The organism is Croceicoccus sediminis (assembly GCF_007570835.1).
Lineage (GTDB): Bacteria > Pseudomonadota > Alphaproteobacteria > Sphingomonadales > Sphingomonadaceae > Croceicoccus > Croceicoccus sediminis.
The window spans coordinates 823,059-849,742 of record NZ_SUNC01000001.1; the positions used below are offsets into that span (position 1 = coordinate 823,059).

Annotated in this window: 28 protein-coding genes; 14 read left to right on the forward strand and 14 right to left on the reverse strand. The window is 63.2% G+C overall.

From position 1 onward, the window contains the following. Positions 1-116: 116 nt before the first annotated feature. On the forward strand, positions 117-788 hold the full coding sequence (locus tag FAX90_RS03775) for an energy transducer TonB (RefSeq protein WP_144095652.1): 672 nt from the start codon (positions 117-119) through the stop codon (positions 786-788). Between the two features lie 121 nt (positions 789-909). Further along, positions 910-1,548: a thiopurine S-methyltransferase gene (gene tmpT / locus FAX90_RS03780; RefSeq protein ID WP_144095654.1), complete on the forward strand. Its 639-nt coding sequence runs from the start codon at positions 910-912 to the stop codon at positions 1,546-1,548. A 15-nt stretch (positions 1,549-1,563) separates the two neighbouring features. On the opposite strand, the gene FAX90_RS03785 is transcribed toward tmpT, so the two are convergent. Next, entirely contained in the window at positions 1,564-2,358 is a 795-nt protein-coding gene (locus FAX90_RS03785) for a LysR family transcriptional regulator (protein ID WP_144095656.1), read from the reverse strand. A 70-nt stretch (positions 2,359-2,428) separates the two neighbouring features. Here FAX90_RS03785 and FAX90_RS03790 point away from each other — a divergent pair, with 70 nt between their 5' ends. Both FAX90_RS03790 and mddA read left to right on the forward strand, forming a co-directional pair. Continuing rightward, entirely contained in the window at positions 2,429-3,592 is a 1,164-nt protein-coding gene (locus FAX90_RS03790) for an AI-2E family transporter (protein ID WP_240704701.1), read from the forward strand. 68 nt (positions 3,593-3,660) lie between these two features. Then, the gene (gene mddA, locus FAX90_RS03795) at positions 3,661-4,389 is read left to right on the forward strand and encodes a methanethiol S-methyltransferase (protein ID WP_144095658.1); all 729 of its coding nucleotides are present in this window, start codon (positions 3,661-3,663) and stop codon (positions 4,387-4,389) included. An 18-nt stretch (positions 4,390-4,407) separates the two neighbouring features. Here the strand turns inward: mddA and apaG are convergent, their stop codons facing one another. The 3 genes from apaG to FAX90_RS03810 form a co-directional block, all read right to left on the reverse strand. Continuing rightward, positions 4,408-4,806: a Co2+/Mg2+ efflux protein ApaG gene (gene apaG, locus FAX90_RS03800; protein ID WP_144095660.1), complete on the reverse strand. Its 399-nt coding sequence runs from the start codon at positions 4,804-4,806 to the stop codon at positions 4,408-4,410. Between the two features lie 89 nt (positions 4,807-4,895). After that, positions 4,896-6,332 (reverse strand): sensor histidine kinase, encoded by a 1,437-nt coding sequence (locus tag FAX90_RS03805; RefSeq protein WP_240704702.1) that lies wholly within the window; start codon positions 6,330-6,332, stop codon positions 4,896-4,898. Between the two features lie 33 nt (positions 6,333-6,365). Beyond that, a complete protein-coding gene (locus FAX90_RS03810) occupies positions 6,366-7,574 on the reverse strand; it encodes a trans-sulfuration enzyme family protein (protein ID WP_144095662.1) in 1,209 nt (402 codons plus the stop codon). A gap of 80 nt (positions 7,575-7,654) precedes the next feature. Between FAX90_RS03810 and FAX90_RS03815 the strand changes: the two genes are divergently transcribed. Both FAX90_RS03815 and FAX90_RS03820 read left to right on the forward strand, forming a co-directional pair. Next, complete coding sequence (locus FAX90_RS03815; protein WP_144095664.1) at positions 7,655-8,935, forward strand: phospholipid carrier-dependent glycosyltransferase; 1,281 nt, start codon at positions 7,655-7,657, stop codon at positions 8,933-8,935. 38 nt (positions 8,936-8,973) lie between these two features. Then, a complete protein-coding gene (locus FAX90_RS03820) occupies positions 8,974-9,192 on the forward strand; it encodes a hypothetical protein (RefSeq protein WP_144095666.1) in 219 nt (72 codons plus the stop codon). Here FAX90_RS03820 and FAX90_RS03825 read toward each other — a convergent pair. Genes FAX90_RS03825 through recO form a run of 4 tightly spaced genes read right to left on the reverse strand, consistent with a single transcriptional unit; the run spans position 9,189 to position 12,491 of the window. Continuing rightward, positions 9,189-10,289, reverse strand: a complete 1,101-nt coding sequence (locus FAX90_RS03825; RefSeq protein ID WP_144095668.1) for a glycosyltransferase — start codon at positions 10,287-10,289, stop codon at positions 9,189-9,191. The two genes, FAX90_RS03820 and FAX90_RS03825, sit on opposite strands and share 4 nt — an antisense overlap. 45 nt (positions 10,290-10,334) lie before the next feature. Beyond that, entirely contained in the window at positions 10,335-10,754 is a 420-nt protein-coding gene (locus FAX90_RS03830) for a hypothetical protein (protein WP_144095670.1), read from the reverse strand. 35 nt (positions 10,755-10,789) lie between these two features. After that, positions 10,790-11,845 carry a 3-isopropylmalate dehydrogenase gene (gene leuB, locus FAX90_RS03835; protein WP_144095672.1) on the reverse strand — a complete coding sequence of 352 codons (1,056 nt, stop codon included), beginning with the start codon at positions 11,843-11,845 and terminating at the stop codon, positions 10,790-10,792. Positions 11,846-11,882: 37 nt separating this feature from the next. Next, on the reverse strand, positions 11,883-12,491 hold the full coding sequence (recO, locus tag FAX90_RS03840) for a DNA repair protein RecO (protein ID WP_144095674.1): 609 nt from the start codon (positions 12,489-12,491) through the stop codon (positions 11,883-11,885). A gap of 85 nt (positions 12,492-12,576) precedes the next feature. Here recO and FAX90_RS03845 point away from each other — a divergent pair, with 85 nt between their 5' ends. The 3 genes from FAX90_RS03845 to FAX90_RS03855 all read left to right on the forward strand — a co-directional run bounded on the left by FAX90_RS03845 (position 12,577) and on the right by FAX90_RS03855 (position 15,469). Further along, positions 12,577-13,419 (forward strand): hypothetical protein, encoded by an 843-nt coding sequence (locus tag FAX90_RS03845; protein WP_144095675.1) that lies wholly within the window; start codon positions 12,577-12,579, stop codon positions 13,417-13,419. 101 nt (positions 13,420-13,520) lie between these two features. Further along, a complete protein-coding gene (locus tag FAX90_RS03850) occupies positions 13,521-14,411 on the forward strand; it encodes a hypothetical protein (protein WP_144095676.1) in 891 nt (296 codons plus the stop codon). A gap of 182 nt (positions 14,412-14,593) precedes the next feature. Then, a complete protein-coding gene (locus tag FAX90_RS03855) occupies positions 14,594-15,469 on the forward strand; it encodes an energy transducer TonB (protein WP_170234850.1) in 876 nt (291 codons plus the stop codon). A gap of 10 nt (positions 15,470-15,479) precedes the next feature. Here FAX90_RS03855 and FAX90_RS03860 read toward each other — a convergent pair whose 3' ends face one another. The 3 genes from FAX90_RS03860 to FAX90_RS03870 are packed head-to-tail and all read right to left on the reverse strand — an operon-like array spanning position 15,480 to position 17,126. Then, positions 15,480-15,788 carry an accessory factor UbiK family protein gene (locus FAX90_RS03860; protein ID WP_144095680.1) on the reverse strand — a complete coding sequence of 103 codons (309 nt, stop codon included), beginning with the start codon at positions 15,786-15,788 and terminating at the stop codon, positions 15,480-15,482. A gap of 26 nt (positions 15,789-15,814) precedes the next feature. Continuing rightward, a complete protein-coding gene (locus FAX90_RS03865) occupies positions 15,815-16,318 on the reverse strand; it encodes a TspO/MBR family protein (RefSeq protein WP_144095682.1) in 504 nt (167 codons plus the stop codon). 49 nt (positions 16,319-16,367) lie between these two features. Further along, entirely contained in the window at positions 16,368-17,126 is a 759-nt protein-coding gene (locus FAX90_RS03870) for a TlyA family RNA methyltransferase (RefSeq protein ID WP_420810964.1), read from the reverse strand. Positions 17,127-17,204: 78 nt separating this feature from the next. Between FAX90_RS03870 and FAX90_RS16510 the strand changes: the two genes are divergently transcribed. Beyond that, entirely contained in the window at positions 17,205-17,825 is a 621-nt protein-coding gene (locus FAX90_RS16510) for a hypothetical protein (protein ID WP_170234852.1), read from the forward strand. A 727-nt stretch (positions 17,826-18,552) separates the two neighbouring features. After that, complete coding sequence (locus FAX90_RS03885) at positions 18,553-20,610, forward strand: 3-hydroxyacyl-CoA dehydrogenase NAD-binding domain-containing protein (protein WP_144095690.1); 2,058 nt, start codon at positions 18,553-18,555, stop codon at positions 20,608-20,610. 94 nt (positions 20,611-20,704) lie between these two features. On the opposite strand, the gene FAX90_RS03890 is transcribed toward FAX90_RS03885, so the two are convergent. Both FAX90_RS03890 and glk read right to left on the reverse strand, forming a co-directional pair. Then, the gene (locus tag FAX90_RS03890; protein WP_144095692.1) at positions 20,705-21,001 is read right to left on the reverse strand and encodes a UrcA family protein; all 297 of its coding nucleotides are present in this window, start codon (positions 20,999-21,001) and stop codon (positions 20,705-20,707) included. A gap of 183 nt (positions 21,002-21,184) precedes the next feature. Next, positions 21,185-22,168: a glucokinase gene (glk, locus tag FAX90_RS03895; RefSeq protein WP_144095694.1), complete on the reverse strand. Its 984-nt coding sequence runs from the start codon at positions 22,166-22,168 to the stop codon at positions 21,185-21,187. 78 nt (positions 22,169-22,246) lie between these two features. On the opposite strand from glk, the gene FAX90_RS03900 reads away from it, so the two are divergent. Beyond that, a complete protein-coding gene (locus FAX90_RS03900) occupies positions 22,247-23,008 on the forward strand; it encodes an SDR family NAD(P)-dependent oxidoreductase (protein WP_144095696.1) in 762 nt (253 codons plus the stop codon). A 3-nt stretch (positions 23,009-23,011) separates the two neighbouring features. On the opposite strand, the gene FAX90_RS03905 is transcribed toward FAX90_RS03900, so the two are convergent. Then, positions 23,012-24,169 carry a D-alanine--D-alanine ligase gene (locus FAX90_RS03905; RefSeq protein WP_144095698.1) on the reverse strand — a complete coding sequence of 386 codons (1,158 nt, stop codon included), beginning with the start codon at positions 24,167-24,169 and terminating at the stop codon, positions 23,012-23,014. Between the two features lie 92 nt (positions 24,170-24,261). Here FAX90_RS03905 and FAX90_RS03910 point away from each other — a divergent pair, with 92 nt between their 5' ends. Together FAX90_RS03910 and FAX90_RS03915 are read left to right on the forward strand one after the other, a co-directional pair. After that, a complete protein-coding gene (locus tag FAX90_RS03910; protein WP_144095700.1) occupies positions 24,262-25,026 on the forward strand; it encodes an alpha/beta fold hydrolase in 765 nt (254 codons plus the stop codon). Further along, on the forward strand, positions 25,023-26,660 hold the full coding sequence (locus tag FAX90_RS03915; RefSeq protein WP_144095702.1) for a Mur ligase family protein: 1,638 nt from the start codon (positions 25,023-25,025) through the stop codon (positions 26,658-26,660). The genes FAX90_RS03910 and FAX90_RS03915 overlap by 4 nt, the downstream gene beginning before the upstream one ends. Positions 26,661-26,684: the final 24 nt, after the last annotated feature.

The following is a 26,684-nucleotide window of genomic DNA, read 5'->3' on the forward strand; positions in this document are numbered from 1 at the left end:
CCCTCTATCAAATGATTTAGGCACCTCGCCCGGCCCGTGGTAGGCTGGCCGCCTCACCGCGCTTACAGGGCGCGCCAGGAACAAGCGCCCGAAGCGCCCACGAGGAGAGGGTGCCAATGGCCTATTCCGATACCAGCCACGGTCCGAACCGGACGCGGACTATCGCAACCGTCGCCATCATTCACGTAGGGCTGGGCTATGCCTTGCTGAGCGGCTTTGCAGGCGGCGTGATCGACACGATCAAGAAAACCACGATCGAGAGCCGCTTCATCGAAGAAGACGTCTTCGTCCCGCTCGACCCGGTAGAGCCGGTGCAGGACGATGTTCGCCAAGTCCCCGTGCCCGACACGAAGATCACGCCGATGGATTCGCCCTTCGAGATCGACACCGATTTCGTCGTGCCCAAGGTGCCCGTTCCCGACACTTTTCCGTCGGGCCGCGTGAACGAGATCCTTCCGCTCCCGGTCGAAGCGACCGAACCCGCCCCGCTCTACAAGCCCAAGGCCGCTGCGCCCAAGGGTAATCCCGGCGACTGGGTGACCCAGGACGACTACCCGTCGCGGATGATCCGCCGCGGGATCGAGGGGACGACCGATTTCCGCCTGTCCATCGATGCGCGCGGGCGAGTCACCGATTGCACCGTCACGTCTTCAAGCGGGGCGGCCGAACTCGACAAGGCGGCTTGCACCTCGCTTGCCCGCCGCGCCCGTTTCGAAGCGGCGCGCGATGGTAACGGGGATGCCATTTCCGGCACCTATTCCAGCAGGATTGTCTGGCGCCTGCCCTGACGGCGGCGAACAGACGTGGGGGAACGGCCCCGCCTCTTACGGGGCGGGGTCGTTTGCATTATGGGAAGGCGCGAACCCGATTCACCGCGCCCGCCGGCGCGCAAGCGCAAGGAACCGATCGATGGAAGCCGATTTCTGGCACGCACGCTGGGACGCGATGGAGATCGGGTTTCATGAGGGGACCGCAAACGAATTGCTGGTCCGCCACTTGCCGGCGCTGAACCTTGCGCCGGGTTCGCGGATTTTCGTGCCCCTGTGCGGCAAGGCGCAGGACATGGTCTGGCTGGCGGGGCAAGGCTTCGAAGTGGTCGGCGTGGAATTGAGCGCGAAGGCCGTGGGACAGTTCTTCGAGGAAATGGACGTGGAACCGGACATCGCCGGACACGGCCCGCTGACCCGATTTTCGGCAGGGTCCATCACGATCTATTCCGGCGATCTCTTCGCGCTGGACGGCGCGGCGCTTGGCGCGGTGGACGCGATTTACGACCGTGCCTCGCTTGTCGCCATGCCGGGATCGATGCGCGACTCCTATTCCCGGCAACTGCGCGCACTGGCACCATCGGCCAGCCGCTTGCTGATCACTTTCGCCTATGACCAGGCGCAAATGGAAGGACCGCCCTTTTCGATAGACACGGCAGAAGTGGAACGGCTCTTTGCCGAAAACTACGACCTGACATGCCTTGAAGAACGCGCGGTCGAAGGCGGATTGAAAGGCAGGATCCCTGCCAGCGAGGCGGCATGGCGGATGTTGCCGCGCTGACGTGTTCCGGGCCGGTCAGGCCTCGCCGGTCAGAAACGCGACCAGCGCCTTCACCTTCTTCTGCCGCCACTGCGGACGCGGGGCAATGAACCAGTAGCCATAGCGGCTGTCTTCGATTTCGCCCTCGGCAATCAGTTCACCCGACTTGATCGCGCGTTCGACCAGTTCGAGCGGCAGGACCGTCCGCCCCAGTCCCGCCATCGCGGCAGACAGCGCCTGACCGGGCGTGGCGACCTGCATCATCGGCTCTTCGCCATCGGGCGCGGGGCCGCCGGGCCACGCGATCCAGCCGCGCGAACCATCGGGCGCCGACACGGCAACCACCCGGCCGGGACGCAGCAGGACGCCCTCATGATCGCCGGGACCATCGGCAAGGCGCACCGCGAAATCGAGATTCGCCTCGGTAAAGTCGGTCTGCGCGCCGCCCGCCATGTGGAAGCGGGTATCGGGCTGGGCCTTGCGGAATTCGGCAAGCCGGTGCGCGAACCATGCACCGAAGAAATCGCGCGGCGCGGCAAAGGTGAAGTTGTGGCTGGACTGGCCCGCCTGCATCGCCTCGACCGCTTCCTCGAACCGCAGGAACCCCTCGCGCAGGGAATCGAGCCCTGCAGTCGCCTCGTCCGTCAGTTCCAGCCCCTTGGGCGTGCGGCGGAACAGCACGACGCCCAGCAGGTCTTCCAGCGCGCGAATCTGCTGACCCACCGCGGCGGGTGTTACGGCCAGTTCGTCCGCCGCGCGAGTGAACGACAAGTGACGGGCCGCCGCGTCGAGCACGCGCAGGCCATTGAGGGGAAGATGCGTCCGCTTCATTGCAAGCCGCGCTTTAGGCCGAGCGGCCCCTGAGGGCAACGGGCAACGGGCAACGGGCAACGGCATAGGCATGTCCGTGGACGAAACCGGCAGGCGGGCAGACACCCGCGCGCGCGGCGTCTATCTTGCAGGCCGGTTCAATTCGGGGTGGTTTTGCATGGACAGGGATCGGATCGAACGGGGCGGCTTCCTGCTGTTCCTTGCCGGGATTACTTTGGCGACGCTTTACATCGCCTGGCCCTTCCTGCCCCCGCTGTTCTGGGCGCTTCTGGCCGCGATCATGTTCCAGCCGCTCAACCGGCGGATGCTGATCCTGCTGCGCGGGCGCAAGAACTATGCCGCGCTCGCCTCACTGCTGATCATCACGGTCGCGGTGCTGGTCCCGGCAATGGTGATCGGTACCATGGTCATCGACCAGGCGACCGGCATCTACCTTGCCTTGCAGGGACAGGAAATCGACGCGGGCACGATCTTCGATCGCGTGCATGACGGATTGCCCACGCGGATGCAGGTCCTGCTCGACAATTCGGGCTATGGCGAGTTCGAGATGCTGCGCGACAAGGTAACGGAGATCGCGCGCGATTCCGTCGGGCTGATCGCGACGCGGGCGCTTGCCATCGGCGGCGGGGCGCTGGGCTTCGTGCTGTCCTTCGGTGTCGGGCTTTACGTCACGTACTTCCTGCTGCGCGACGGGCGTGCCATCGGCCATGCCGTGCGCCGCGCCCTGCCCATGCCGCCCGACGTTTCGCGGCAAGTCGTCGACCGCTTCGTCGCAATCATCCGCGCCACGATCAAGGGATCGGTCGTCGTCGGCCTTGTCCAGGGTGCGCTGGGCGCGATCACGTTCTGGATCGCGGGACTTCCCGCCGCAGTCCTGTTCGGCATGCTGATGGCGATCTTTTCGTTGTTGCCCGCGCTTGGCCCCGCGATCGTCTGGCTGCCGGCGGCGGTCTACCTGCTGGCCATCGGCGATATCTGGCAGGGCGTTCTGGTCATCGTGTCGGGCGTGGCCGTGATCGGCATGGCCGACAACGTGCTGCGGCCCATCCTGGTCGGGCGTGACACGGGTATCCCCGACTGGATCATCCTCGTCTCCACCCTTGGCGGCATCGCCGCGTTCGGGGTCAGCGGCATCGTGGCGGGACCGCTCGTGGCGGGGCTGTTCCTGTCCGGCTGGGCCATCCTGCACCCTGCGAAAGATGATGAGGTAACGGGCCCCGCCCCGGCCATTTAGCAAATATCCTGAATGGTGGTATGATCGGCCGATCCGGGGTCGCGATGTCCTTATGGGGAGGACTCGTCATGGGTGCCATTCGCCTAGCCTTCGCCGTCGCGTCATACCTGCTGTTCTTCGCGACATTCCTCTATCTCGCCGCCTTTGTCGGCAATCTTTACGTGCCCAAGACCATCGATGCGGGCGGCGTGCTCGACCCCGTGTCCGCGGCGGTCGTCGACGTCTTCCTGATATCGCTGTTCGGGCTTCAGCATTCGGTCATGGCGCGCAGCGGGTTCAAGAGAAAGCTGACGCAACATATCCACCCAAGCATTGAACGCAGCGTCTATGTCCTGGCCACGGTCGTCGTGCTGTGGGTGATGTTCGCTCTGTGGCAGCCGATACCGGCCGTCGTCTGGGCGACCGAGGGCACTGCGGCCACCGTCCTGTGGGCGCTGTTCGCGGCAGGCTGGACGATCGTGTTCCTGTCGACGTGGATGCTGGACCATTTCGAACTGTTCGGCCTGCGCCAGGCATGGTTCGGCTTTAGCGGCAGGAACGATCATGGGCCGAAGTTTCGCGAACCGATGTTCTACCGCTATGTCCGCCATCCGCTCTATTTCGGGATGCTGGTCGCGTTCTGGGCCATTCCGGTGATGACCGTGGGGCACCTGCTGTTTGCAGCGGTGATGTCGGTCTATGTCCTGATGGCGATCCGGTGGGAGGAACGCGACCTGACCCATGCGCTGGGCGAGGCCTATACCGAATATCGCAAGCGGGTCGGCATGATCGTGCCGGGGATCGGAAAGTCGCGCTAGTTCAGCGCACGCGCCTTATCAGCGCGTAGTGGCCGGGGCGGCGAGCGGGAAGAACGGGATCGCCGCCTCGAACTTCGTGCCGTCATCGAGGACGAAGCCGTAATACCCCTCCATCGATCCGTGCGAGGTTTCGAGCGGACAGCCCGACACGTAATCGTGGCTTTCCCCCGGCTCCAGCCGCGGCATTTCGCCGACGATACCCTCGCCATCGACAAGGCTGACCCGGTCGTTCCCGTCGGTGATGCGCCAGTGCCGCGTGATGAGGCGAACCGGTTCCTCGCCGCCGTTCTCGATCCGGATGTGATAGGCCCAGAACCAGCGCCCCGCTGCAACCTGCGACTGTTCGGGCAGGAAGCTTGCGGCAACCCGCACGGTGATGCCGTTGGTAACGGCGACGTGGTTGAAGAACTGGTTCATCATCTCGTGACAGAGCCTAGACGATCACTCGCCGCAATCGCAAACGCGCATATGTTCGTCGCGGTGGAAAGACCGAGCCGAATGGCCCGTCATTCGGCAACGACGTTGGCCGATTTGCATTCAAACGACCAACTGACCCCGCCCGGCAGGAATTCGTAGCTGGTCGCCGCGTCGAGAGCGGTGACCGGAATGTCGCGAATGACCGAAGTGCCGAAGCCTGCGCGGCCGGGCGGTGCGACTTTGGGACCGCCACTTTCGTGCCAGGTTAGCCGAAACCGGCCGCCGCGTTCTTCCCACGCGATCGCGACCGTCCCGCCATCGACCGACAGCGCACCGTATTTCAGCGCATTGGTCGCCAGTTCGTGCAGCGCCATGCCCAACGTTTCGGCCCCGCGCGCCGTGATGTCGATTTCCGGTCCGTCGAATTCGAGCCGCGTACCCGCGATATCCAGCGCAAAGGCGAGCTGCGCGCGGATCAGTTCGTGCATTTCCACCCGCGTCCAACTCCGCTGGACAAGCAGGTCCTGGTTCGCGGCCAGTGCCTCAAGCCGGCGTACGAAACGTTTCAGGAAAGCATCGTTGCCCGGAGCCGAACGCCGCGCAAGCGACTGGATGACCGTCAGCATGTTCCTGGACCGATGGTTCACCTCGGTCAGCAGCCTTTCGATCGATTCCGCCTGCTCACGCTGTTCGGTGATGTCGGTATTGGTGCCGAACCAATAGGCGATCCTGCCATCGGCGTCGTGGATCGGCCGCGCGTGCGACAGGTACCAGCGATAACGGCCGTCACGGCCCCGCAGCGGGAAGGTGTCTTCCCACGCTTCCCCGCTGTCCCAGCTTTTCTGGATGCGTGCGACGACCCGGTCGACATGGTCGGGGTGATGAACCGACTTCCACCCCCATCCTTCCATGTCGGACATGGTCGTACCGGTGTAATCGAACCAGCGCTGGTTGTACCAGAAGATAGAACCCTGCGAATCCGCGATCCAGGCCAGCTGCGACATATTGTCGGCCAGCATCTTGAAGCGGCGTTCGCTTTCGGCCAGCTGCTGCCGCGCCAGTTCCAGTGCGCCGACATCGCGGGCGATCTTGCTGGCGCCGATGATCTGGCCGCTGGCATCGCGCACCGGTGACACCGTGACCGACACGCGCACCGGTGCACCGGTCTTGCGAAGACGCGTCGTGTGAAGCGAGGATACCCGCCGCCCCGCCGCGATCTGGCGAAGGATCGCGTCCTCCTCCGTATCTCGCTCCTCGGGGATCAGCTTGCGCATCGACTGGCCCACCATTTCTTCGGCGGTATACCCGAAAAGCCGCTCTGCACCGGGATTCCAGCTGGTCACGATACCGTCCAGCGTCTTCGAGATGATGGCGTCGTCGGTACCCTCGACGATCGCGGCCAGAAGCGCCTCGGGCGCAATGTCGGTCAACGACCGCGCCGGCGCATCGCTGCCGGACTGCGCGCCGACGATATCGCCGGCCCCACGGTCGGGCTGACCGGATTCGCTATCGTTATCGCGGTTCAAGCGTCTGCCCGGCTGACGATGCGTGCCAACTTGCTAGAGACCGGCGGCTGCCAGCCCCCGCGTGAGGTCTTCGATGAGATCGTCCGCATCTTCAAGTCCGACATTAAGGCGCAGCATTCCTTCCGAAACACCCATCTCTGCCCGCGCGTCCGGCCCGACAGAGTGATGAGTCGTGCTGGCAGGATGGCACATCAGCGAACGCGCGTCCCCGATATTGTTCGAAAGATCGATCAGTTCCAGCGCATCGAGAAAGGCGTGAGCCTGTTCGCGTCCGCCGTCCAGAACGATCGAGAAGATGCAGCCCGGCATCGTCATCTGCTTCTTCGCCAGCGCGTACTGCGGGTGGCGTTCCAGCCCCGGATGCAGAATCGTGGGAACGCGATCTTCCAGGAAACGGCCCAGCTTCAGCGCATTGTCGCACTGCTGGCGCGCACGCAGGTGCAGCGTTTCCAGCCCCTTCAGGACGACCCACGCATTGAACGGCGACAGGTTCGGCCCGGTGTTGCGCTGAAACGGCAGCAGCTTGTCGTTGATGAATTCCTCGCTGCCGCAAACCGCACCGGCCAGCACGCGGCCCTGCCCGTCCATCAGCTTCGTCGCGGAATAGGCCACGACGTCGGCGCCGAAATCCATCGGGCGCTGCATGATCGGCGTGCAGAACGCGTTGTCGACGACGGTGGTGATGCCGTGCGCCTTCGCAAGGCCGCAGACGTATTCCAGGTCGACGATGTCGAGCGTGGGGTTCGCCGGGGTTTCGAAGAAGAAGACCTTGGTATTGGGCCGGATCGCGGCTTCCCAGGCGGCATTGTCGGTCGAATCGATGACCGTGCCCTCGATCCCGAAGCGCGGCAGCAGGCTGTCCACCAGCCAGCGGCACGATCCGAACGCGGCGCGCGCGGCAACGATGTGGTCCCCTGCGGAAAGCTGGCACAGCAGCGCGGCGGTCATCGCGGCCATGCCCGATGCCTGCGTGCGGCACGCCTCTGCCCCCTCAAGGATCGCGATACGTTCTTCCAGCATCTGCACGGTGGGGTTCTGCAGGCGCGAATAAGTCATGCCGTCCTGCTCGCCCGCAAAGCGCGCGGCCGGAGTGGCGGCATCTTCGTAAGTATAACCCGAAGTGGCGAAGATCGCCTCGCTCGTCTCGCCCATCTCGCTGCGCCAGGTGCCTGCGCGAACGGCCTGCGTGGCCGGACGCCAGTTGCGAGTGATGGAGCGGTCCTGTCCTGTCGTGCGTTTCATGGCCCTGCCGTTAGCGCCGCCCCGTGACCCATGCAATCGCGATTGCATGGCCGGGCGGCTGACGTTACTCGCAGTCGGCGATGCAGCCGGTTGCGACAACGATCCCGCGCGAACGCGATCCCCTCGGCTGGATGCTGCTGATCACGCTGATCTTTGCAGGGCTTGCCCTCTGGGGTCTTGCCGAAGTGGCCATCCCGATTTTCGACGAAACCCATTACCTGCCCGCGTCACGGGCATGGGTGGCTGGCGAAATCCTGCTGAACCCGGAACACCCGGTGCTGGGCAAGCAGATGATCGCGCTGTCGATACAGATGCTGGGCGACAATCCGGGCGGCTGGCGCGCCGGATCGGTCCTGTTCGGCGTGCTGACACTGTTCGCGGTGATGCGGATGACGTGGCTCGCCAGCGGGTCGCGCTTTGCCGCGCTGGCCGCGGGCGTGCTGGTGTCAACGAATTTCCTGCTGCTGGTCCAGTCACGCGTCGCCATGCTCGACATCTACATGCTCGGCTTTCTGATGCTGGGCTGCTGGTCGCTGGTGGCGGCGGGAACGGGCAGGCACGTGCGGGCGCGGGTGATTCTTGCCGGCCTGCTGTTCGGGCTGTCACTGGCGGTCAAATGGAACGCGGCACCGGTCATCGCCTTTGCGGGACTGTGCGTGTTCATCGGCAATCTGCGCGCGAAATTCACGGGCGCGCGACGGCCGCTGGGGGACATGACGATCGTGGAAGCGTTTGTCTGGCTCGGCCTGCTGCCGGTGGCGGTCTACCTTGCCAGCTTCACGACGATCTGGCTGCTCGACAGTCCCAACCCGCGCTTCACCGGGCCGGTTTCGTGGCAGGGCTACATGCTGGACCTGCAGGAGAGCGTGAAGAAGGACCATCCCTACATGTCCCGCTGGTGGCAGTGGGTGATCGACTGGCGGCCGATCTGGTATTTCTACGAAGAGTACGAAGGGGCCTGGCGCGGAATGCTGTTCCTGGGCAATCCGCTGACCATGTTGACGGGCCTCGCCGCGCTTGCGGGGTGCCTGTGGCTGGGGCTGGTGCGCGGGCGGATGGACTGCCTGATGGCCGTGGGCGCATGGGGCGCGGCACTGGCGCTGTGGATCGCCGCGCCCAAGCCGGTGCAGTTCTACTATCACTACCTGATCAGCGCCCAGTTCCTGATGGTGGCGCTGGCGCTGGCGGTCGATCACTGGGTCTGGCGCAATCCGCCATGGCGGCTCCACCGGCGCGCGGCACCCGCCTTTCTTGCCGCCAGCACTCTATTTTTCGTCTATTTCCTGCCTATCCTGACGACCCAGCCGTTGGCCGGGAAAAACAGCTTCGTCGAATACGCCTGGTTCACGAACTGGCGCTGATCGGAACCACAGGGCGCTTTGGCGATTTTTTCGCTGAGATGACACAAACCCCGGAACCAGATCGCAATGGCGAGAAGAGCAAGGCCGAATTGCGCCACGCCCTTGCCAATTCTCAACAAGAGAAGCTGGCGCTGCAAAACGTGCTGGCACGCGCGGCGGAGCAGATCGACCAGTTGATCGAAAGCGATTGCCACGACATGGAAAAGGGCAAGGCCGCGAAAGCCGCCCATCGCCTGCGCAAGATTTCCGAAGCCTAGAACCGGCCCCAGACGAAGCGGCTGGACAGGGCGTAGTTCCAGACCGATCCGATGACGATGCCCGCGATTGCGGCCAGCACCCAGTGCGCCCCGCGGCTGACCAGCGCCTCTGCCACGCCGACATTGGCGAAAGCGCCGATCGAACAGGTCAGCGCGAACTTCAGCCAGCCCACGATCAAACCGCCCAGCGAATGGATCCGCTTGTCGGCGTAAGTCAGTTCGTTGTTGAGGATGAAGTTGAAGGTCATGGCCGCGATCACCGCGCCGATCTGGCCATAGAGGAACCCCGTCCCGAAAATCTTGAACAGCAGCCACAGCACCGCAAGATGCACGACCACGCCCAGCGCGCCGATCGTGCCGAACAGGGCAAAGCGCGTCGGGATGAAACGACCCAGCGTCTTGTCGTAAAGACCGACGAGGAATTCGAACGCGATGGCCTGGTCCAGCTTGGATTCTCCTGCGGCCCGCGCCGCGAACGACAGCGGGAATTCCTTGACCGTCAACTTGCGCTCCGACGTCGAGAGGATGTCGAGCAGGATCTTGAAGCCGATCCCGGATAGCCGCGGCGCGACCTCACGCAAAGTGCTGGCAGGCAGCATGAAATAGCCGCTCATCGGGTCGGACAGGTCCACGCCTGTCAGCTTGCGCGCGATGCGATTGGCCAGCTCGGACTGTTTCTCACGGTCGGGCCGGTTCCAGTCGGCCATGCTGGCACCGGGCGCAAAGCGGCTGGCGACGCAGACGTCCGCCTCTCCGCTTTGCAGCGCCTTCACCATCTGCGGCAGAAGCGCGGGATCGTGCTGATGGTCGGCGTCCATCACCGCGACATAGGGCGCGGCGGTGGCCATCATCCCTTCGATCGCGGCACTGGCAAGACCGCGCCTGCCGATCCGCTGGATCACGCGGACGCGGTGGTCGGCGCGCGATAGGGTTCGCGCCTCCTCTGCCGTGCCATCTTGCGAATCGTCGTCGACGAAGATCGCTTCCCACCCCCCGATGCCCAGCGCACTGTCGAGCGATGCGGCCATGCGCTTTACCAGCGAGGCCAGGTTTTCACGTTCGTTGAAGGTCGGGAGAATGACGGCGAGTTTCAGCATCGATGCGACCAATCGCCGTTTCGCGCCCGTTCGTCCAGCCGGACGTTACAGAAGCGCGTTGGCGAACCGCCCTCCCTTGGCACGCAGCCAGCGTGTCGTCGACGGCATCCACAGCAGGACCAGCGTCGCCGCGCCCATGAACATGACCAGCGCGAAGCGCAGGTAAGCCATGTCGTTCCCGGCAAAGCGGGAAAACTGGAACATCGCGCCCATCGGCACGAAGATCAGGAACCCGATGCACCCTGCCGAAAGCAGCAGCCACGACAGCGCCCAGCGCAGCCGCGTCACCGTCAGCACCGCTATCGCCACGGCTGTGAAATGAACCGCCGGATAGGGCCACATCTGTGAAGACGAGACCAGGATTCCCAGCGGGATCCCGATCAGGTAGATCAATTCCAGCGCGCACAAAGTGCAAGGCCGCTTTTCTTTCGCGCCCGAAACAGGCGCACCCTTTTCAAAGTTCATTAGGCCCCCCAGCCAGATGAATTTCAGTAATTATCTCAGAGGCGCGTTAAGATTGCGTCACCGATTTCGGCGCAATTCGAATCCCCACCAAGATCGCCGCCCCGAATACCATCGGCCAGCGCCTTCGCAACTGCGTTCTCGACACGCTGGGCCAATTCTTCCTGTCCCAGCGAATGGCGCAGCAGTTCGGCCAGGCTGAGCACGGTGGCCATCGGGTTGGCGATGCCCTTGCCAGCGATGTCGGGCGCGCTGCCGTGAATCGGTTCGTAAAGGCCGAAGGTGCCATATTCGGTCTTGCGCTCGCCCAAAGAGGCGCTGGCCAGAAGGCCGATCGAGCCGACACACATCGACGCCTGGTCCGACAGGATGTCGCCGAACAGGTTGCCGGTGACCACCACGTCGAACTGCCCCGGGTTCTTCACCAGCTGCATCGCCGCGTTGTCGACGTACATGTGGGTCAGTTCCACGTCGGGATAATCGGCGTGCGTTTCGATCACGACGTCGCGCCACAGCTGGCTGGTTTCCAGAACGTTGGCCTTGTCCACGCTGCACAGGCGGCCACGACGTTTTTGCGCGGCTTCGAAACCGGCGATGGCGATGCGGCGGACCTCGCCTTCGTCATAGGACATGATGTCATACCCTTCGCGCAGGCCCGCGTCGGTCTTGCGCATGCCCTTTTCGCCGAAATAGACGTCGCCGTTCAACTCGCGCACGATCAACAGGTCGATCGCGCCCGCGATTTCCGGCTTCAGCGCGCTGGTGTGTTCCAGCCCTTCAAACACCTTGGCAGGGCGAAGATTGGCGAACAGGTTCAGTTCGCGGCGCAGGCCAAGGATCGCCTGTTCGGGGCGCAGATGACGTTCAAGGTGATCGCAATCGAAATCGCCGACCGCGCCGAACAGGATCGCGTCCGCCTCGCGCGCGGCGACCAGCGTTTCTTCGGGCAGCGGGTGGCCGTGGCGCTTGTAGGCGATACCGCCGACATCGCCTTCGAGCAGCGAGACCTTCAGCGGCAGGGCTTCAAGAACGCGCAGGGCCTGTGCCGTGACTTCGGGACCGATACCGTCACCGGGGAATACCGCGATCTTCATGCCTGATGCCTTTCGATTTTCCTGTGACGCAGCAGGCTCATCCGCCGGAGATCCGTGCCAGCCGCTGCATCATGACTTCGCGCGCGCCCATAACATTCGTGCGGCGATCTGCAAGCAGCCTGCGGGATAATTGCCTTCCCGTCGCATCCATGATCGCAAGAATTACGTCCCAGTCCTGCGCTTGCGGAGGCATCTCTCCGCCACCGAAACCCAGTTCGCGCAGCATCAGAATCTCATACTTGGCCATGGCCAGCGCCCACATCCGCGCCGACGGCGCATTGCAGATCGCATCGAGCAGACCCGACAAGGCATCGTGCAACGAAGGATAGGGATTGTGTTCGGGCAGCACTGTTGCAGCCAGCGTCGTCGCCCAACCGATCGCGGACGCGGGCAAAGGCTCGGTCAGCCAAGGCCCGCGACTGGTGACGAGTTCGAGTTTCAGGAACGGCAACTGGCTTGCCGAACGCGCGCGAAGATCCGCCTCCACCACGTTACCGGGAATAAGAACGGGCCGCATCTGCCTGCCCCTCCCGCCCGCGACATAGCCCGCCAGCATCCCGAATTCGTGCGTGAACACCCGAGCGATGGCCGCGGTTTCGCCATGGGCACGGCTGGCACAGACAATGGCGGGGGCGCGGATTTCCATCAGACATGGATGTGGCGAGCATAACCGCAGCTGGCAAGCATGCAGGTGTTTGACCATTGGCGCGGCGTTCCCCTAACCTGCTGCCATGAAGAAGCTTTTCATGAGGGCCGGACTTCTCTCCCTGGCCGTGTCGCAACCTGCCTTCGCTGCGGACGCTCCTATCGCCTTTGAGCCGTCTGCCCCATGGGCCGTCGACTATCGCGACAATAGCTGCGCGCTCTCACGCGTTTTCATAAGCGAAGCTGGACCGATCGCTTTCCAGATCGAGGCTTTCGATCAGGGATCGAACGTCAACGTACGACTGGTAGGCAGTCCCATAAAGGATGTCGGCCCATCGGTTGAAGTGCGCTGGCGCAAAGATGGACCGGGCCACGAGATGAATTTCCTCTTCCCGACACAAAGCCCAGACGGCATCCGTGGTTTTTTCGCAATGACCTCCATCTGGTCGGCTTACCTCGAAGGACGAAAGGACGATGGCCCCTTCAAACTGGATACCATCGGAGACGCCGAAGAAATCCAGTTCGGGGGCAAACTTGATCCGGTTGTGACCCTGAAAACCGGCCCGATGGCACCGGCGCTCGATGCACTCAAGAAATGCACCGATGATCTGGTGGCATCGTGGGACCTCGACCCACAGGTGCAGCGCAAACTGTCGCGCGACGCGGAATCGAAAGGCATTTCACTCACGACGCCGCTGGTCAAAGCATCCGGACACCCGGCTGGCGTGCCTTCGCCCATCAGGGTGCTGATCGGTGAGAACGGACGGGTGACGGATTGCAAGATCCTCTCCGATTTCCTGAGCCAGAAGGAAAGCGAACGCGTGTGCAGCCAGATCAAGCGGCAGGCTCGCTTTTCACCTGCGCTGGACGAGGCAGGTGAGCCGGTCGCGACCTATCACGTGGAAATCGGGATGAAATTTCGCGGTTGAGAGGCGGCAGTTTTCGGACACGTCGCCACTGTCCGATCAAGTAAAGCGCGCGAAAGGGCAAGCGTTTGACTTTTAAAGAAACTTCTACCTAACCTGCCGCAATGAAGAAGTTGCTTATTGGGGCCGGGCTTCTCTCCCTGGCCGTGTCGCATCCTGCCTTTGCCGAAGACCAGCCGGTGACTCTGGAAAAGAGTTCACCGTGGGTGATGGATTACGCCGAAGACAGTTGCAAACTGCGCGCCGCCTTCAAAAGTGACGCAGGAGATGACCAGGAAAAACCTTATGTCCTGGAATTCCAGCAATACGGCCCAGGCGCTGATTTCGACGTTATGGTGTACGGCAAGGGATTGAAGCTGAGGGACGATGGCAAGTTCACGATGCGATGGAGCGATGACGCGCCGGACCAGGAATTGCAGGCGATGTCGCTCATCGAGGTCGATGGTCAGAAAGGCTTCGTTTTTAAAAGCACTTTAATCGACCCTGACATCAAGGAAAGTGAGACTGCTCCCGCATTAATTACAGAATTGTCGCAAGCTGCCGAGACGAAAGTCGATGGGCTCTACTTGCTCAAGGGGCCCAGATCGAAGGTCTTCTTCAAAACTGGCAACTTGCGCGCCGCCTTCGACGCGATGCGGACATGCACCGACGAACTGACCCAGCACTGGGGTCTCGACGCCGCGGCCTACAAGGCACGCACCCGCAGCCCAAAGCCGATCGATTACGAGAAATGGACGAAGCGTTTTTTTGAACTTTTCTTCAGGCGCCAAGAAAAGGGTACTTTTGCCAGGTTTCACAACCGGGTCCGTCTCATGATCGACGAGACCGGCGCGGTCTCGTCGTGCCATTCGCAGTTCAGGATCGAGCCTGAGGAGCTGATGGAGGAGTCGTGCCAGCTGCTCAAGAAAGTCGCCCGGTTCGAGCCGGCATTGGGCAGTGACGGCTTGCCGATAAAGGGGGTTTATCAATTGACGGTTTTCGCATTTCAGGATTGATTCGGGGCGAGCATAAGCGCGGCCGGGAAGCGCGCAGGCGAGAATCGCGTGTTTCACGTTTTGAATTGGGAGCCCGTCGGCATTCTGCCGTTTACCCCTCGGGGGTAATGCATGGTCTATGAGGGGCAAGGCAATGCGCCCGATCGCGCGCCGAGTGTTCGAAAATGAGGAAGCTAACTGTAATGAATTGCAAGGCATTTGCTGCGGCGTGGGGAATGGTCGCGATTGGGATGGCCACCACAGCCTCCGCAGAACCGGTGAAGCTCCAGAAATCGTCGGCCTGGGTCATGGACTATGCCGAAAACAGCTGCAGGCTTTGGGCCACCTTCGGGGAAGGCGATCAGAAGTCGACGCTGGAACTGGCTGCACCGACTTCGCTCAAGGCGGGCTTTGACGTGCTGGTCTATCCCAGCAAACTTGGTGCCAAAGGCCTCAAGTTCCGGTGGTCTGAGACGGCTGAACCCCAGAAGGCAGGCCATGTCAAACCGATTGAGTTTGAAATCGGAAAGGGCCTGATGTTCGAAGCCGGCCTCGGTCATAACGCTGCTGGATTGACCGATAATCCTTCTGCGGAAAATTATCGGAACGAGGCCGAGCGAAAGGCAGTCGAAGCAGGCGTCGAGGGTTTGTTTCTTACCGATGAAAGCGACCAGGAAATCGCCTACATGACCGGTAGTTTGAGGGCACCTCTCAACGCGTTGCGTTCTTGCCTCGACAACCTTTTGACTGAGATGGGGGTCGACCCCGTCGCACTACGAAAAAGTTCCCGCCCTGCCGCCTTGGCCGACGAGGAGGAATGGTTGCGCGATGTGTTCAACGACTATCCGTCGGAGGCAATCCGCAACCCCCAGCAGGGAACGGTCTGGTTCATGATCGTGGTCGACGAAAATGGAAAACCGGCGCAGTGCCGGATCACACGCAATCTGGCGGGAGAGATTTTTTCGGATCATACCTGCAGGAAATGGCGTCGGCACGCGAAATTCACGCCTGCGCTTGACGCAGAAGGCAATCCAATCACCGGCGTTTTCTTTACAGCGATGACCTACGGGCTCCATTGAGGCCGTAGTCTCAGCCCTCCGGCGCGTCCTTCTTAGCCGGGGTCTTGCGCGCAGCAGCCTTGGTCGAGGCGGCGCGCAGGACTTCTGCCTCCAGCGTCGCGATGCGGGCGGCGAGCGCGTCGTTTTCTTCCCGTGCCTTCACGGCCATTTCCTTCACCGCCTCGAATTCCTCGCGGCTGACGAAGTCCATGCCGCCCAGCGCTTCCTTGAAGCGTTCGCGGGCGGCTTCGGCCGATTCCTGCGCCATACCGGCAAACGTGCCGGCGGCTGCGGTGAACATGCGGGTTAAGTCCGAGATACGGGGATTGTCGCTCTGCATGGTGCCTATGTGGCCTCGATATCCGCTCAGTTCAACTGCCAGAATCGCAGGTTCAGCACCGCGGCAAAACAGATCCACGCAAGGTAGGGGACCAGCAGCAGCATCGCGGTCCGGCTGATGCGGGCGAAATAGGCCATTGTCGCCAGGACCAGCACGATGAGCAGGACGATCCAGAAGAACGCAAACGCGATCAGGTGCGCGCCGAAGAAAATCGGCGACCACAGGACGTTGACCACCAGCTGCACGGCGAAAAGCGTCACGGCGAACCGCTTGAACGGCGTAGGCGGTGCGGCCAGCACGAAGGCCAGCGCGAAGCCCATCAGGACATAGAGTATCGTCCAGACGACGCCGAACAGATAGGACGGCGGATTGATCTCCGGCTTCACCAGCGCGGCGAACCAGGCCCCATCACCGCCCGAGCCCGAAGCCCAGCCTGACAGGATGCCCAGCACGACGACTAGAGGAACGGTCAGGAAAGCCCACTTGAGAACCGAGCGGGAGGTGTCGGGGGATGCAGTCTTGGTGTCCATAGCGGTGAAACGCGCGAGATATGCGACGCGTTCCTGCCCTGCCGCCGGATCAGCCGATGTTTTCCGCCCAGACGAGAAATTCGACATTCCCCTCGGGCCCGGTGATCGGGCTGGTCGTCAGGCCCTTCACGGTCCAGCCGATGCCTTCAAGCCATTCGGTCACTTCGCCGCAAACCCGTTCGTGCAGCGCCGGATCGCGCACGACTCCGCCCTTGCCAACCTCACCCCGGCCGACCTCGAACTGCGGCTTTATCAATGCGACCAGCACTGCGCCCGGCACGGCGAGCGCGAGCGGCACTTCCAGCACCTTGGCAAGTCCGATGAAGCTGGCGTCGCAGACGACCCAATTGCAGGGCCGGTCGATGTGGTCGGGCGTCAGGATGCGCGCGCTGGTCTGTTCCAGCACGGTCACGCGATCGTCCTGGCGCAGCTTCCACGCCAGCTGGTTCGTGCCCGAATCGACCGCGAAGACATGATGCGCCCCCTTTTGCAGCAGGACGTCGGTGAACCCGCCGGTCGAACTGCCGATGTCCATCGCGGTCGCACCTTCGGGGTCGAGGCCGAATTCGTCGATGGCGTGGGCCAGCTTGATGCCGCCCCGGCTGACCCACGGGTGGTCGCGTCCGCGCACTTCCAGCGGCGCGTCGGCAGGAAGCTGCTGCCCGGCCTTGGCGATCTTCACCTCTGCGCTGAACACTGTGCCCGCCATGATCAGCGCCTGTGCGCGGCTGCGGCTTTCCACGAGCCCGCGTTCGACCAGCATCTGGTCCACGCGTTGCTTCTTGGGCTTGTTTGCAGGAGGCGTCATCATCGAACGGGCGAAAAGGAAAACCGGTTTGGCGTCAAGGGGCTTGAGTGCAAGGCCAGCCCTTCGCATAACGCGCGCATGACGCCAAGCGATGACGTGCCCGCCCTTCCCGCAACCCAGCGCCGACAGCAGGCCGTGAAGGCCATGCGCCGTACGTGGCTGCTCATGGGCTCCGCCGTTGCGGCGACCGGACTTGGCCTCGCCTCGTGCGTGCCGCCCGCGCCTGAACCTGTTTCAGCCCCGCCGCCAGCCCCCGCACCGACGCCCACTCCTACCCCGACTCCGCCGCCCGTGGCGCAGACCCCTTCCGGCTGGCTGGACGCACCGCTGACGCCCGGAGACTGGCAATACGTTTCGAGCGGCACCGCGACTCGCGCCGTTTTCGGCGAGGCGAACCGCGACGCCAGCTTCATCATCGCGTGCGAACCGGCGAATCGTCAGGTCAAGCTGTGGCGCGCGGGCACGAATCCGCGCGCGACGTCGATGCACGTCACTTCGACCGAGGCGGACCGCACTTTGCCCGCTGGCGCAGTCACTGGTGCGAACGACTTTACCGTCGCGACTTTGCAACCCTACGACCCGATTCTCGACGCGATGATCTTCAGCCGCGGGCGCATCGCGGTACAGGTTCCGGGCCTTGCCGCGCTCTACCTGCCGAGCTGGCCAGAAATTGCCCGCGTGGTCGAGGATTGCCGCTAGACGCGGGCCACCGAAAAGACGGCTGTGGATAGTTGCGCTGTGCCCTTCGGGGCGGGCGGCGACAGCGTGGTGCTAGAGAGCTTCGGGAGCGTGAGACGCAAGTTGCCTTGCACGAACAAACCTTGCTTAATCAAAGGTTTGTCGCATGACAAAGTCCCGAAGTGATCGATTATGACAGTGAATAAGTTTCACGCAAGACTTGTTGTGAAACGCCAAAAAAGTACTCTCTCGAATCAAGGACGGAGCGGAACGGCGATAGCCACGGCGCAAGGCCCAGGATCGCACGGATACACCGCCCCGCCCCGCCGCTCGCAGGCTAACTTGGGGGCTTGCGGTACGCGGTTAATCTTGGCCCCGGCGCGAAAGGAGGTGATCCGATGTCTCATGGTTCAGCAGAGAGGTCGGTGAAGTCCACTACGAGGCATTATCGCTAATCCGCCCCCTCCTGGGGTGTGAAGCGATAGAGGTTTCGTCAGGGCGGCACTTCCGGCCGCTGACCATGCGAAAGCCCGTAGCGGGATTGCCCTGCTACGGGCTTTCTCATTTTTCCGGGCGGCTCGGGTCGGCCCGTGGTCCATTGTTTCGCCGCCGGCCCGGTCTACCTCGCCAAAAGGCCGGTTTCCCCTGCGTAATTGTAATTTATGCCGCACTGCGTCATCTACGCGCCGAACGAACACGCGCGCCCGCTTGCGCGCGAACACGCAAAGAGACACGAGGAGCGACCTGAATGTCCGAAGCCAAGACCCTTTCCGACACCGTCACGCTGAGCGTGGATAACGCCGTTGCCGTCGTCCTGATCGACAACCCGCCGGTCAACGCGCTCGGCCTTTCGGTCCGCGAAGGGCTGGCCGCAGCGGTCGAGGAGATCGAAAGCAACACGGACATCAAGGCCGCGATCATTTCCGCCAAGGGCCGCACTTTCCCCGCAGGCGCGGACATTGCCGAATTCGACATCGGCATGCGCGAACCCTGGCTGCCCGGCGTTATCGACCGTATCGAGGCTTCGTCCAAGCCGGTCGTCGCCGCGATCTTCGGCACCGCGCTCGGCGGCGGGCTCGAACTCGCGCTGAGCTGTCATTATCGCATCGCCGCGGCCTCCGCGAAGATGGGCCTTCCCGAGGTCAACCTGGGCCTCCTGCCCGGCGCAGGCGGCACGCAGCGCCTGCCCCGCCTGGTCGGTGCCGAAGCCGCGTTGCAGATGATGATCACGGGCAAGCCGGTGAAGGCCGCGCTGGCCGAGACGATGGGCCTTGTCGACAAGGTCGTCGCCGACGACGCGCTGATGGAAGAGGCGATGGCCATGGCGACCGCGATGATGGCGAAAGTCGGCCCGCTGCCCCGCGTTTCGGAAAAGACCGACCTCATCGAAAAGGACCGCACCGACGCCGACCTGTTCGATCGGTTCAAGGCCGAGCATGGCCGCCTGTTCCGCGGGGTTATCGCACCCGACGAGATTCTCGATTCGGTGAAGGCCGCGGTGAACCTGCCCTTCCGCGAAGGCATGGCGGTCGAATCGAAAAACTTCGAAAAACTGTTTACTTCCGACCAGTCGCGCGCGCTGCGTCACGTGTTCTTTGCGATGCGCGAAACATCCAAGGTGCCGGGCATCGGCAAGGACACGCCGCTGATCGACGTGAAGAGCGTGGGCGTCATAGGCGCGGGTACCATGGGCGGCGGCATCGCCATGAACTTTGCCAACATCGGCATTCCGGTGACCATCGTGGAAGTGAAGCAGGAAGCGCTGGATCGCGGTCTTGGCGTCATTCGCAAGAATTACGAGAACACCGCCAAGAAGGGCCGCCTTACGGACGAGGACGTCGCGACCCGCATGGGCCTGCTGACCGGATCGCTCGACATGGAGGATCTGGCCGATGTCGACCTGGTGATCGAGGCCGTGTTCGAATCGATGGAGATCAAGGAAAAGGTGTTCAGCCGCCTTGAAACCATCTGCAAGCCGGGCGCGATCCTGGCCTCGAACACCAGCTTCCTCGACATCAACCACATCGCGAAGTTCACCAGCCGCCCCGAAATGGTGCTGGGCCTGCACTTCTTCAGCCCCGCAAACGTCATGCCGCTTCTTGAAGTGGTGCGCGGCGACAAGAGCAGCGACAGCGTGATCGCCACCGGTATGAAGCTGGCGGGCAAGATCGGCAAGACGCCGGTTCTGGCAGGGGTCTGCGACGGCTTCATCGCCAACCGCCTGATGCTGCCCTACATGATTGCCAGCCAGGAAATGCTGCTGGCCGGAACACCGATGCAGGTGATTGACGCGGCGATGCGCGACTATGGCTTTGCCATGGGCCCGATCGCCCTACTCGACCTCATCGGCCTCGACGTCATCACTTTCCCCGGCGAAATGACGCTGACCGGCGAACTGGTGGCGATGGAACGTCGCGGCCAGAAGCTGAACGGCGGCTTCTACGATTACGACGAAAAGCGCCGCGGCACCCCGGCGCCTGCCGCGCATGACATCATCGAAAAGGTGCGCAAGCATCGCGGTATCGCCGGCGACGTCGAACTGACGCCCGAACAGGTCGTGGCAGGCCTGCTCTATCCGGTCATCAACGAAGGCGCGAAGATCCTCGACGAAGGCATCGCCCTGCGCGCGGGCGACATCGATGTGGCCGCGATCCTCGGCTACAACTGGCCCAGCTATCAGGGCGGGCCGATGTGCTGGGCCGATATCCACGGCCTCGACAAGATCGTGGCAGGCCTTGAGAAGATGGGCATCGAACCGGCCGCCATGCTGAAGAAGCTGGCTGCAGAAGGCGGTTCGTTCACCTGATCGCGATTAGCCCTTCATGACGACAAACGCCCGACCGCACGGAAGCGGTCGGGCGCAGGTCAGCTGACTGCTGGGAACTGCTGGTCTTGGGCAGTCAGCCGCCCTTTGCCGTCTTCTGCTTTTCGACCAAGGTGGCGATCTGCTGTGACAGTTGGGCCTTGGCACCGGCGTAGCAATCGCGTGCCTCGCGGCTGCGGATACGGGTGCCGGTCTGGATCTGGTCCATGCCGCAAACCTGTCGGGCGGCATCGTCGAGCCTGTCTTCGAGCTGGGCCTGTCCGGCCTCGGTCGTGAGGTCGAGATCCTTGTATTCCACCTCGACCGATGCGGCGAAGGCCGGGGCGGCGATGGCAAGGGCTGCGGTTGCGGCGATGGCTGCGATGGTCTTCATGGCTTAGTCCTCCTCGAAATGACGAGAACCTTTTGCCGTGCATCGCGAACTGGCGCATTAGGTGTTCTATGGCCGCAATACGGTTGTCGACGAGCGACTCCGCCCGCCGACGAACGGCATATCCGCGCCGACGAACGGCAACCGTGCCATTCACCAGCCTTCTGAACGACTTAGCTAGTCAGGTTACGTGTGCGCCTGGGCAAAAGCCGCGGCCGCACCGAACAGGCCGGGCTGCGGATGGGTGATGAGGCGAACGGGGATCGTTTCCATCAGCGACTTGAACCGGCCCTTGTAAATGAAGCGGTCGGCAAAGCCCGATGCGCGGATCTGTTCACGCAGGCGCAGGCCCAGTCCGCCCGCGATGACGACGGCATTCGAACCATGCGCCAGCGCCAGATCGCCCGCCGCCGCGCCAAGGATCATGCAGAACCGTTCCATCGCCTTTACCGCGACCGGATCGGTGCCGGTAATGGCCGACAGCCAAAGCTCCCGGTCATCGCCCGACGGCATCGGCAGCCCCTCGATCCGCGCGATCGCTTCGGCAAGATAGAGGATCGCGGGGCCGGAACACATGCGTTCGACCGAAACGCGCGGCAGCGATTCGCGCACGACGGCGAGAATCTGTTCTTCGACCCGGTCTTCGGGTGCAAAGCCGATGTGGCCGCCCTCGGTCGGCTGAACGCGGTACGATCCGTCGGGTCGGCGGACCAGTGCCGCCACGCCAAGGCCGGTGCCGGGACCGGTGATCGTCGTCGTCCCAAATTGGGGAATGTCTTCAGGCCCCGACAAGTGGAGAAAATGTTCCTCACCCGCGGCGGCAACGGCATGGCCGACCGCTTCGAAATCGTTGATCAGGCAATGGGCATCGACGCCAAGTTCCGCCCCGATGTCGGCGGGCCGGATCACCCAGTGCGAATTGGTGAAGCGAATCTCGTTTGCATTTACCGGCCCGGCGACCGCGATGGCGGCGGCACGGGGCAGTCCGTCAGGGTGCGAATCCTCGAACCGGCGCCAGGCGGCGGCAAGTCCGTCGACCGATCCGGTCGCGAACGTCGTCGGTTCATCCACCGACACCACTTTTCCGTTCGCCACTTCGGCAAGGGCGAAGCGGGCGTTGGTTCCTCCCACGTCAATGCTGACGAGGCTTTTGCTTTTTTTGTCTGCCATGGTGCGAACGGCTAACCGCTCGTCTCCCGGATAACAAGCGGTTGCGAGAAGGCTGCGAAAAAGGCACCCACCTGCCCCATGAACATCGACCTTTCGGGCCGCACGGCCATCATCACCGGCGCATCGAGCGGCATCGGCGCGCATTTTGCCCTTACTCTCGCCGAACATGGTGCCAACGTGGCGCTGTGCGCGCGGCGTATCGACCGGCTGGAGGCGCTGCGCGACGAACTGCGCGGCAAGGGCGTGAAGGCAGAAGCTGTGGCGCTGGACGTTGCCGATGCAGGCACCTGCAAGGACGCGGTTGCCAGTGCCGCCTGCACGCTCGGCTCACCCGACATCCTGCTCAACAACGCCGGGATCGACGGCGCGCGCATGGCGATCAAGCAGGACATCGCCGAATTCCAGAAAGTCGTCGCGGTGAACCTGACGGGCGCTTTTGCCATGGCCCAGGCCTGTGCGCAGGCGATGATCGCCGATGGCAAGGGCGGATCGATCGTCAACACCGCCTCGATCCTCGGTTTGCGGCAGGGACAGACACTTTCGGCCTATGCGGCCAGCAAGGCAGCGGTCGTACAACTGACCAAGCAGCTTGCGCTTGAATGGGGGCGCCACGGCATTCGGGTGAATGCACTGGCCCCCGGCTACTTCCCGACCGAACTGACCGAGGGCCTGCTCAATACCCCCGTCGGCAAGGACATGCTGAGCCGCATCCCGATGCAGCGGTTCGGCAATCTGTCGGACCTCGACGGACCGATGCTCCTGCTGGCATCCGACCTTGGCGCCTACATGACCGGTGCCGTCATCCCCGTGGACGGCGGGCACCTCGTCTCTTCGCTCTAAGGCTTAACGCGGCAGCAGGTAGGCGCCCTGCGGCACGGGATCGTCGAACCGCTTGACCGTGTCGCGCAGTGCCTCAGTCACCAGGTGATCGACCAGTTCGGGGAACAGCTTCGGCTCTTCGGCGGCTTCCCACAGGAAGAAGCCGTAGGAGCCGGGGATGGCGTTGATCTCGTTGAACCAGATCTCCCCCGTCTCCTTGTTCGACATAAAGTCGATACGCGGCGCGCCGCGATGGCCCAGCGTCATGAAGGCGCGGCGCGCATAGTCGTGGATCGTCGCCTTGAAGTCGGCCGGGATGTCGGGATTGATATCGCGGGTGAGCGAAAGCATCCCCTCGCTGGGCAAAAACGCGCCCTTGGTGCCGCCGCCCGATGACAGGTACTTTTCCTTGAAGTCGAGCAATTCGGCGCCCGACTTGGGGCGTTCGATGGCGGAAAACTTCACTTCCTGGGCCGCCTCGTCCCACCGCATCGCGATGTTGTATTCGACCAGGTTCCGCACTTGCGGCTCGATGATGGCAAGGTTGTCCTGTGCCAGGACATAGGCAACCAGCGCGGGCAGCTCCGCCGCCGTCTTGGCAAGGCCGACGCCGATGGACGAGCCCAGGTTCGCGGGCTTAACGATGGTGGGAAAGCCGATCCTTTCCTCCACCTCGGCGATCAGCGCCCTGGTATCGGCCAGCTTCGCCCGGTTGGCCGTGACGTGATCCAGCACGTTGACGCCCGCCAGCCGCACCAGCGCCTTGGTCGCGTCCTTGCGCATGGCCATCGCGCTCGACCCGGCGGAAAAGCCGGTGACGGGGATGCCCAGAAGCTCGAAATGGCCCTGCAGCCGCCCGTCTTCTCCGAACGGGCCGTGAAAGACCGGAAGGACGCAGTCGATCGGCGTTTCCTTCAGGCTCTGGCGTTCGCGCATCACCGGGCCGCGTTCGGACCACGAGAAGATGACTTCGGGCGCGCCGGAAGGCTTCGGCTTGAACCGGCGGATGTCGCGCAGGAACGGGGCGGAGAAGAATCGATTCTCGAAGTCGGTATAGACCGGCACGACCTCGATCCCGCGCACGTCGGCGGCGTCCATCAGCTGGTGGGCCGACACGACAGAGACGTCGTGTTCCTGGCTTGCGCCGCCGAACAGAACTGCAACCCGTTTTTTCTGGGCCATTACGCCACTTTCCCCAGCTTGCTGGTCGCACCCTGTGTGCGACTCGCAGGTGTCAACTTGTGCGCCATCGCGGGCGCTGTAAGAAGGGGGCCATGCAGCCTCCCAACTTTATCAGGATCGGCACGCCGGGCATGCCAGTCGTGGTCTTCGGCCACGGTTGGGGCCGGTCGCACCGCGATTTCATTCCCGTTGCCGAGGCACTTGCCCCGTCGATCGATGCCTACCTGTTCGATCTTCCCGGCCACGGCAAGTCCGAGCGGCCCGAAGATGCATGGGGAACGGTGGAATACGCCGAATACATGGCACGGTACATCGTGGGCGACCTGGGCATATCGAAGTGCGTCTGGGTCGGGCACAGCTTTGGCGGGCGCGTCGGATTGCGGCTCGGCGTGCAGTCGCCGGGGATGCTCGATCACCTCGTCATCGTGGCGGGCGCGGGCGTTCCGCGCGACGTCACCACCAAGGAACGCTGGAAGCGCAAGTGGAACGGTCGCAAGTTCCAGAAGCTGAAGGCGCAGGCCACGACCGAGGATGAGCTGATCGCGCTGGAAAAGAAATTCGGCAGCCCGGATTACGTGATGAGCCGGGAAACCGGAATGCGCGACATCTTCGTCGCCACGATTTCCGAAGACCAGAGCGCGGACCTGCCCCGCATTCCGACCGAAACGACGCTGATCTACGGCAGCGCGGATACCGAAACCCCGCCCGAAATCGGCAAGAAGATCGCGGGCCTGGTCCCGAACAGCACTTATGTCGAGTGCCCGCATTATGACCATATCTCGATCCTCGATCGCGGGCGGCACCAGATCGCGCTGGCCATCAAGGAAGCGGTGACCATACCGGGAGCGGGCGCATGATCGATATCGGCCTCGTGGACCTGGCGCTCTTGCTCGCGCTTTTCGTCGAATTGTTCGCGCTGGGCGCGCTGGCATGGGTGCGGCTGCACACGCTGCTCACCTATTTCCAGCAGGAGGAATACAACGGATCGCGCTTCCTTGGCGCGGTGCGCCGGGTGCGGCTTTACGACGTGCGAGCCAGCCTCGTGCTGCTGGCGCTGCTGATCGCGACAGTCGCGATCCGGTTGCTGAACCTTGGATCGGGCTTGAGCCTTGCCGCATCGCTCGTCGCCTCTGCCGCGATCGCGTGGATTGCGTGGCGGGAAAGCCGGTACGGGTACAAGAAACCGCTGGTCCTGACCGAACGCGTGCGCCGCATTCGCAAGCTGGCGGCGGTTTTTGCAGGGATTGTCCTGCTACTCTCGCTGATCGGCATCCTGTTCGCGATTATCGCCCTGCAACTCCTGCCTCTCACCCTGATCCTGGCCAATCGCATCCTCGCCCCGGCGCAGGAGCGGATCAACGAGGGCTATATAGACGAGGCACGGGCCAAACTTGCCCGCCTGAACCCGAAGCGCATCGGCATCACCGGCAGCTTTGGCAAGACGACGACGAAGCACATCTTTGCCGAAGTCCTCGCCGTGTCCGGGCCGGTGTTCTATTCGCGCGGATCGATCAACACCGTGCTGGGCCTGACGCGTCACATCCGCGAACGGCTGCAGTGGAGCCACCGCTATTTCATCGCGGAAATGGGTGCCTATGGCATCGGGTCGATCCAGCGCCTGTGCAATTTCGTGAAGCCGGATTTCGGCATCGTGACCGCCATCGGCGATGCGCATACCGAACGGTTCGGTTCGGTGGAGAACATCGCCAAGGCCAAGTCCGAACTGGTCGAGGACGTTTGCGAAAACGGCGGCACGGCGATCGTGGCGACACAGGTTCTGGCCTACGAACCGTTCCAGAAACTGCGCGCCGATTTTCCCGGCCGGGTCGTCTCCGTCGGGCCGGAAGAGAGCGCCGACATCCGCATCGTGTCTGCCGCGCTGGTCGAGGCGGACTGGAAGATCGTGCTGGAAGACCGCCGCGAGGGCGCGGGCGGCACGCGGCTCGAATACGAACTGCCGCTTCTGGGCGAACACAACGTCACGAACTCCGCCCTGGCGGTCGCTGCCGCGTGGATCATCGACCCTGCCATCGCGACCCGCATTCCGCTAGTCACGCCCGATGTCGAACAAGTGCCGCATCGCCTGCAGAAGCGTGAAAGCCCCGGTCAGCCGCTGGTGCTGGACGATGCGTACAATGCGAACGAGGCCGGTTTCCGCAATGCCGTCGCGGTCGCCTCGGAACTGGCGAAACAGCGCGGCGGGCGAGCGATCCTAGTCACCCCCGGCATTGCCGAACTGGGGATCGAGCATGACCGCGTGCACGCCGCCCTTGGCGAATATACCGCGGGGCTGGCCGACGTGGTCTATGCCGTGAACCCATCGCGCATAGCCACTTTCTTGAAAGCCCTTGCCGCCAACGGCAAGACCGCGATCAAAGTCGCGAGTTTCGCCGACGCGAGAGAGGCGTTGCAGGAGGAAGCAAAGCCCGAGGACGTCGTGCTTTACGAAAACGACCTGCCCGACCTTCTGGAAGAACGCCGCCTGCTCTGAATGGGGAGAGAGGGCGACCGAAAC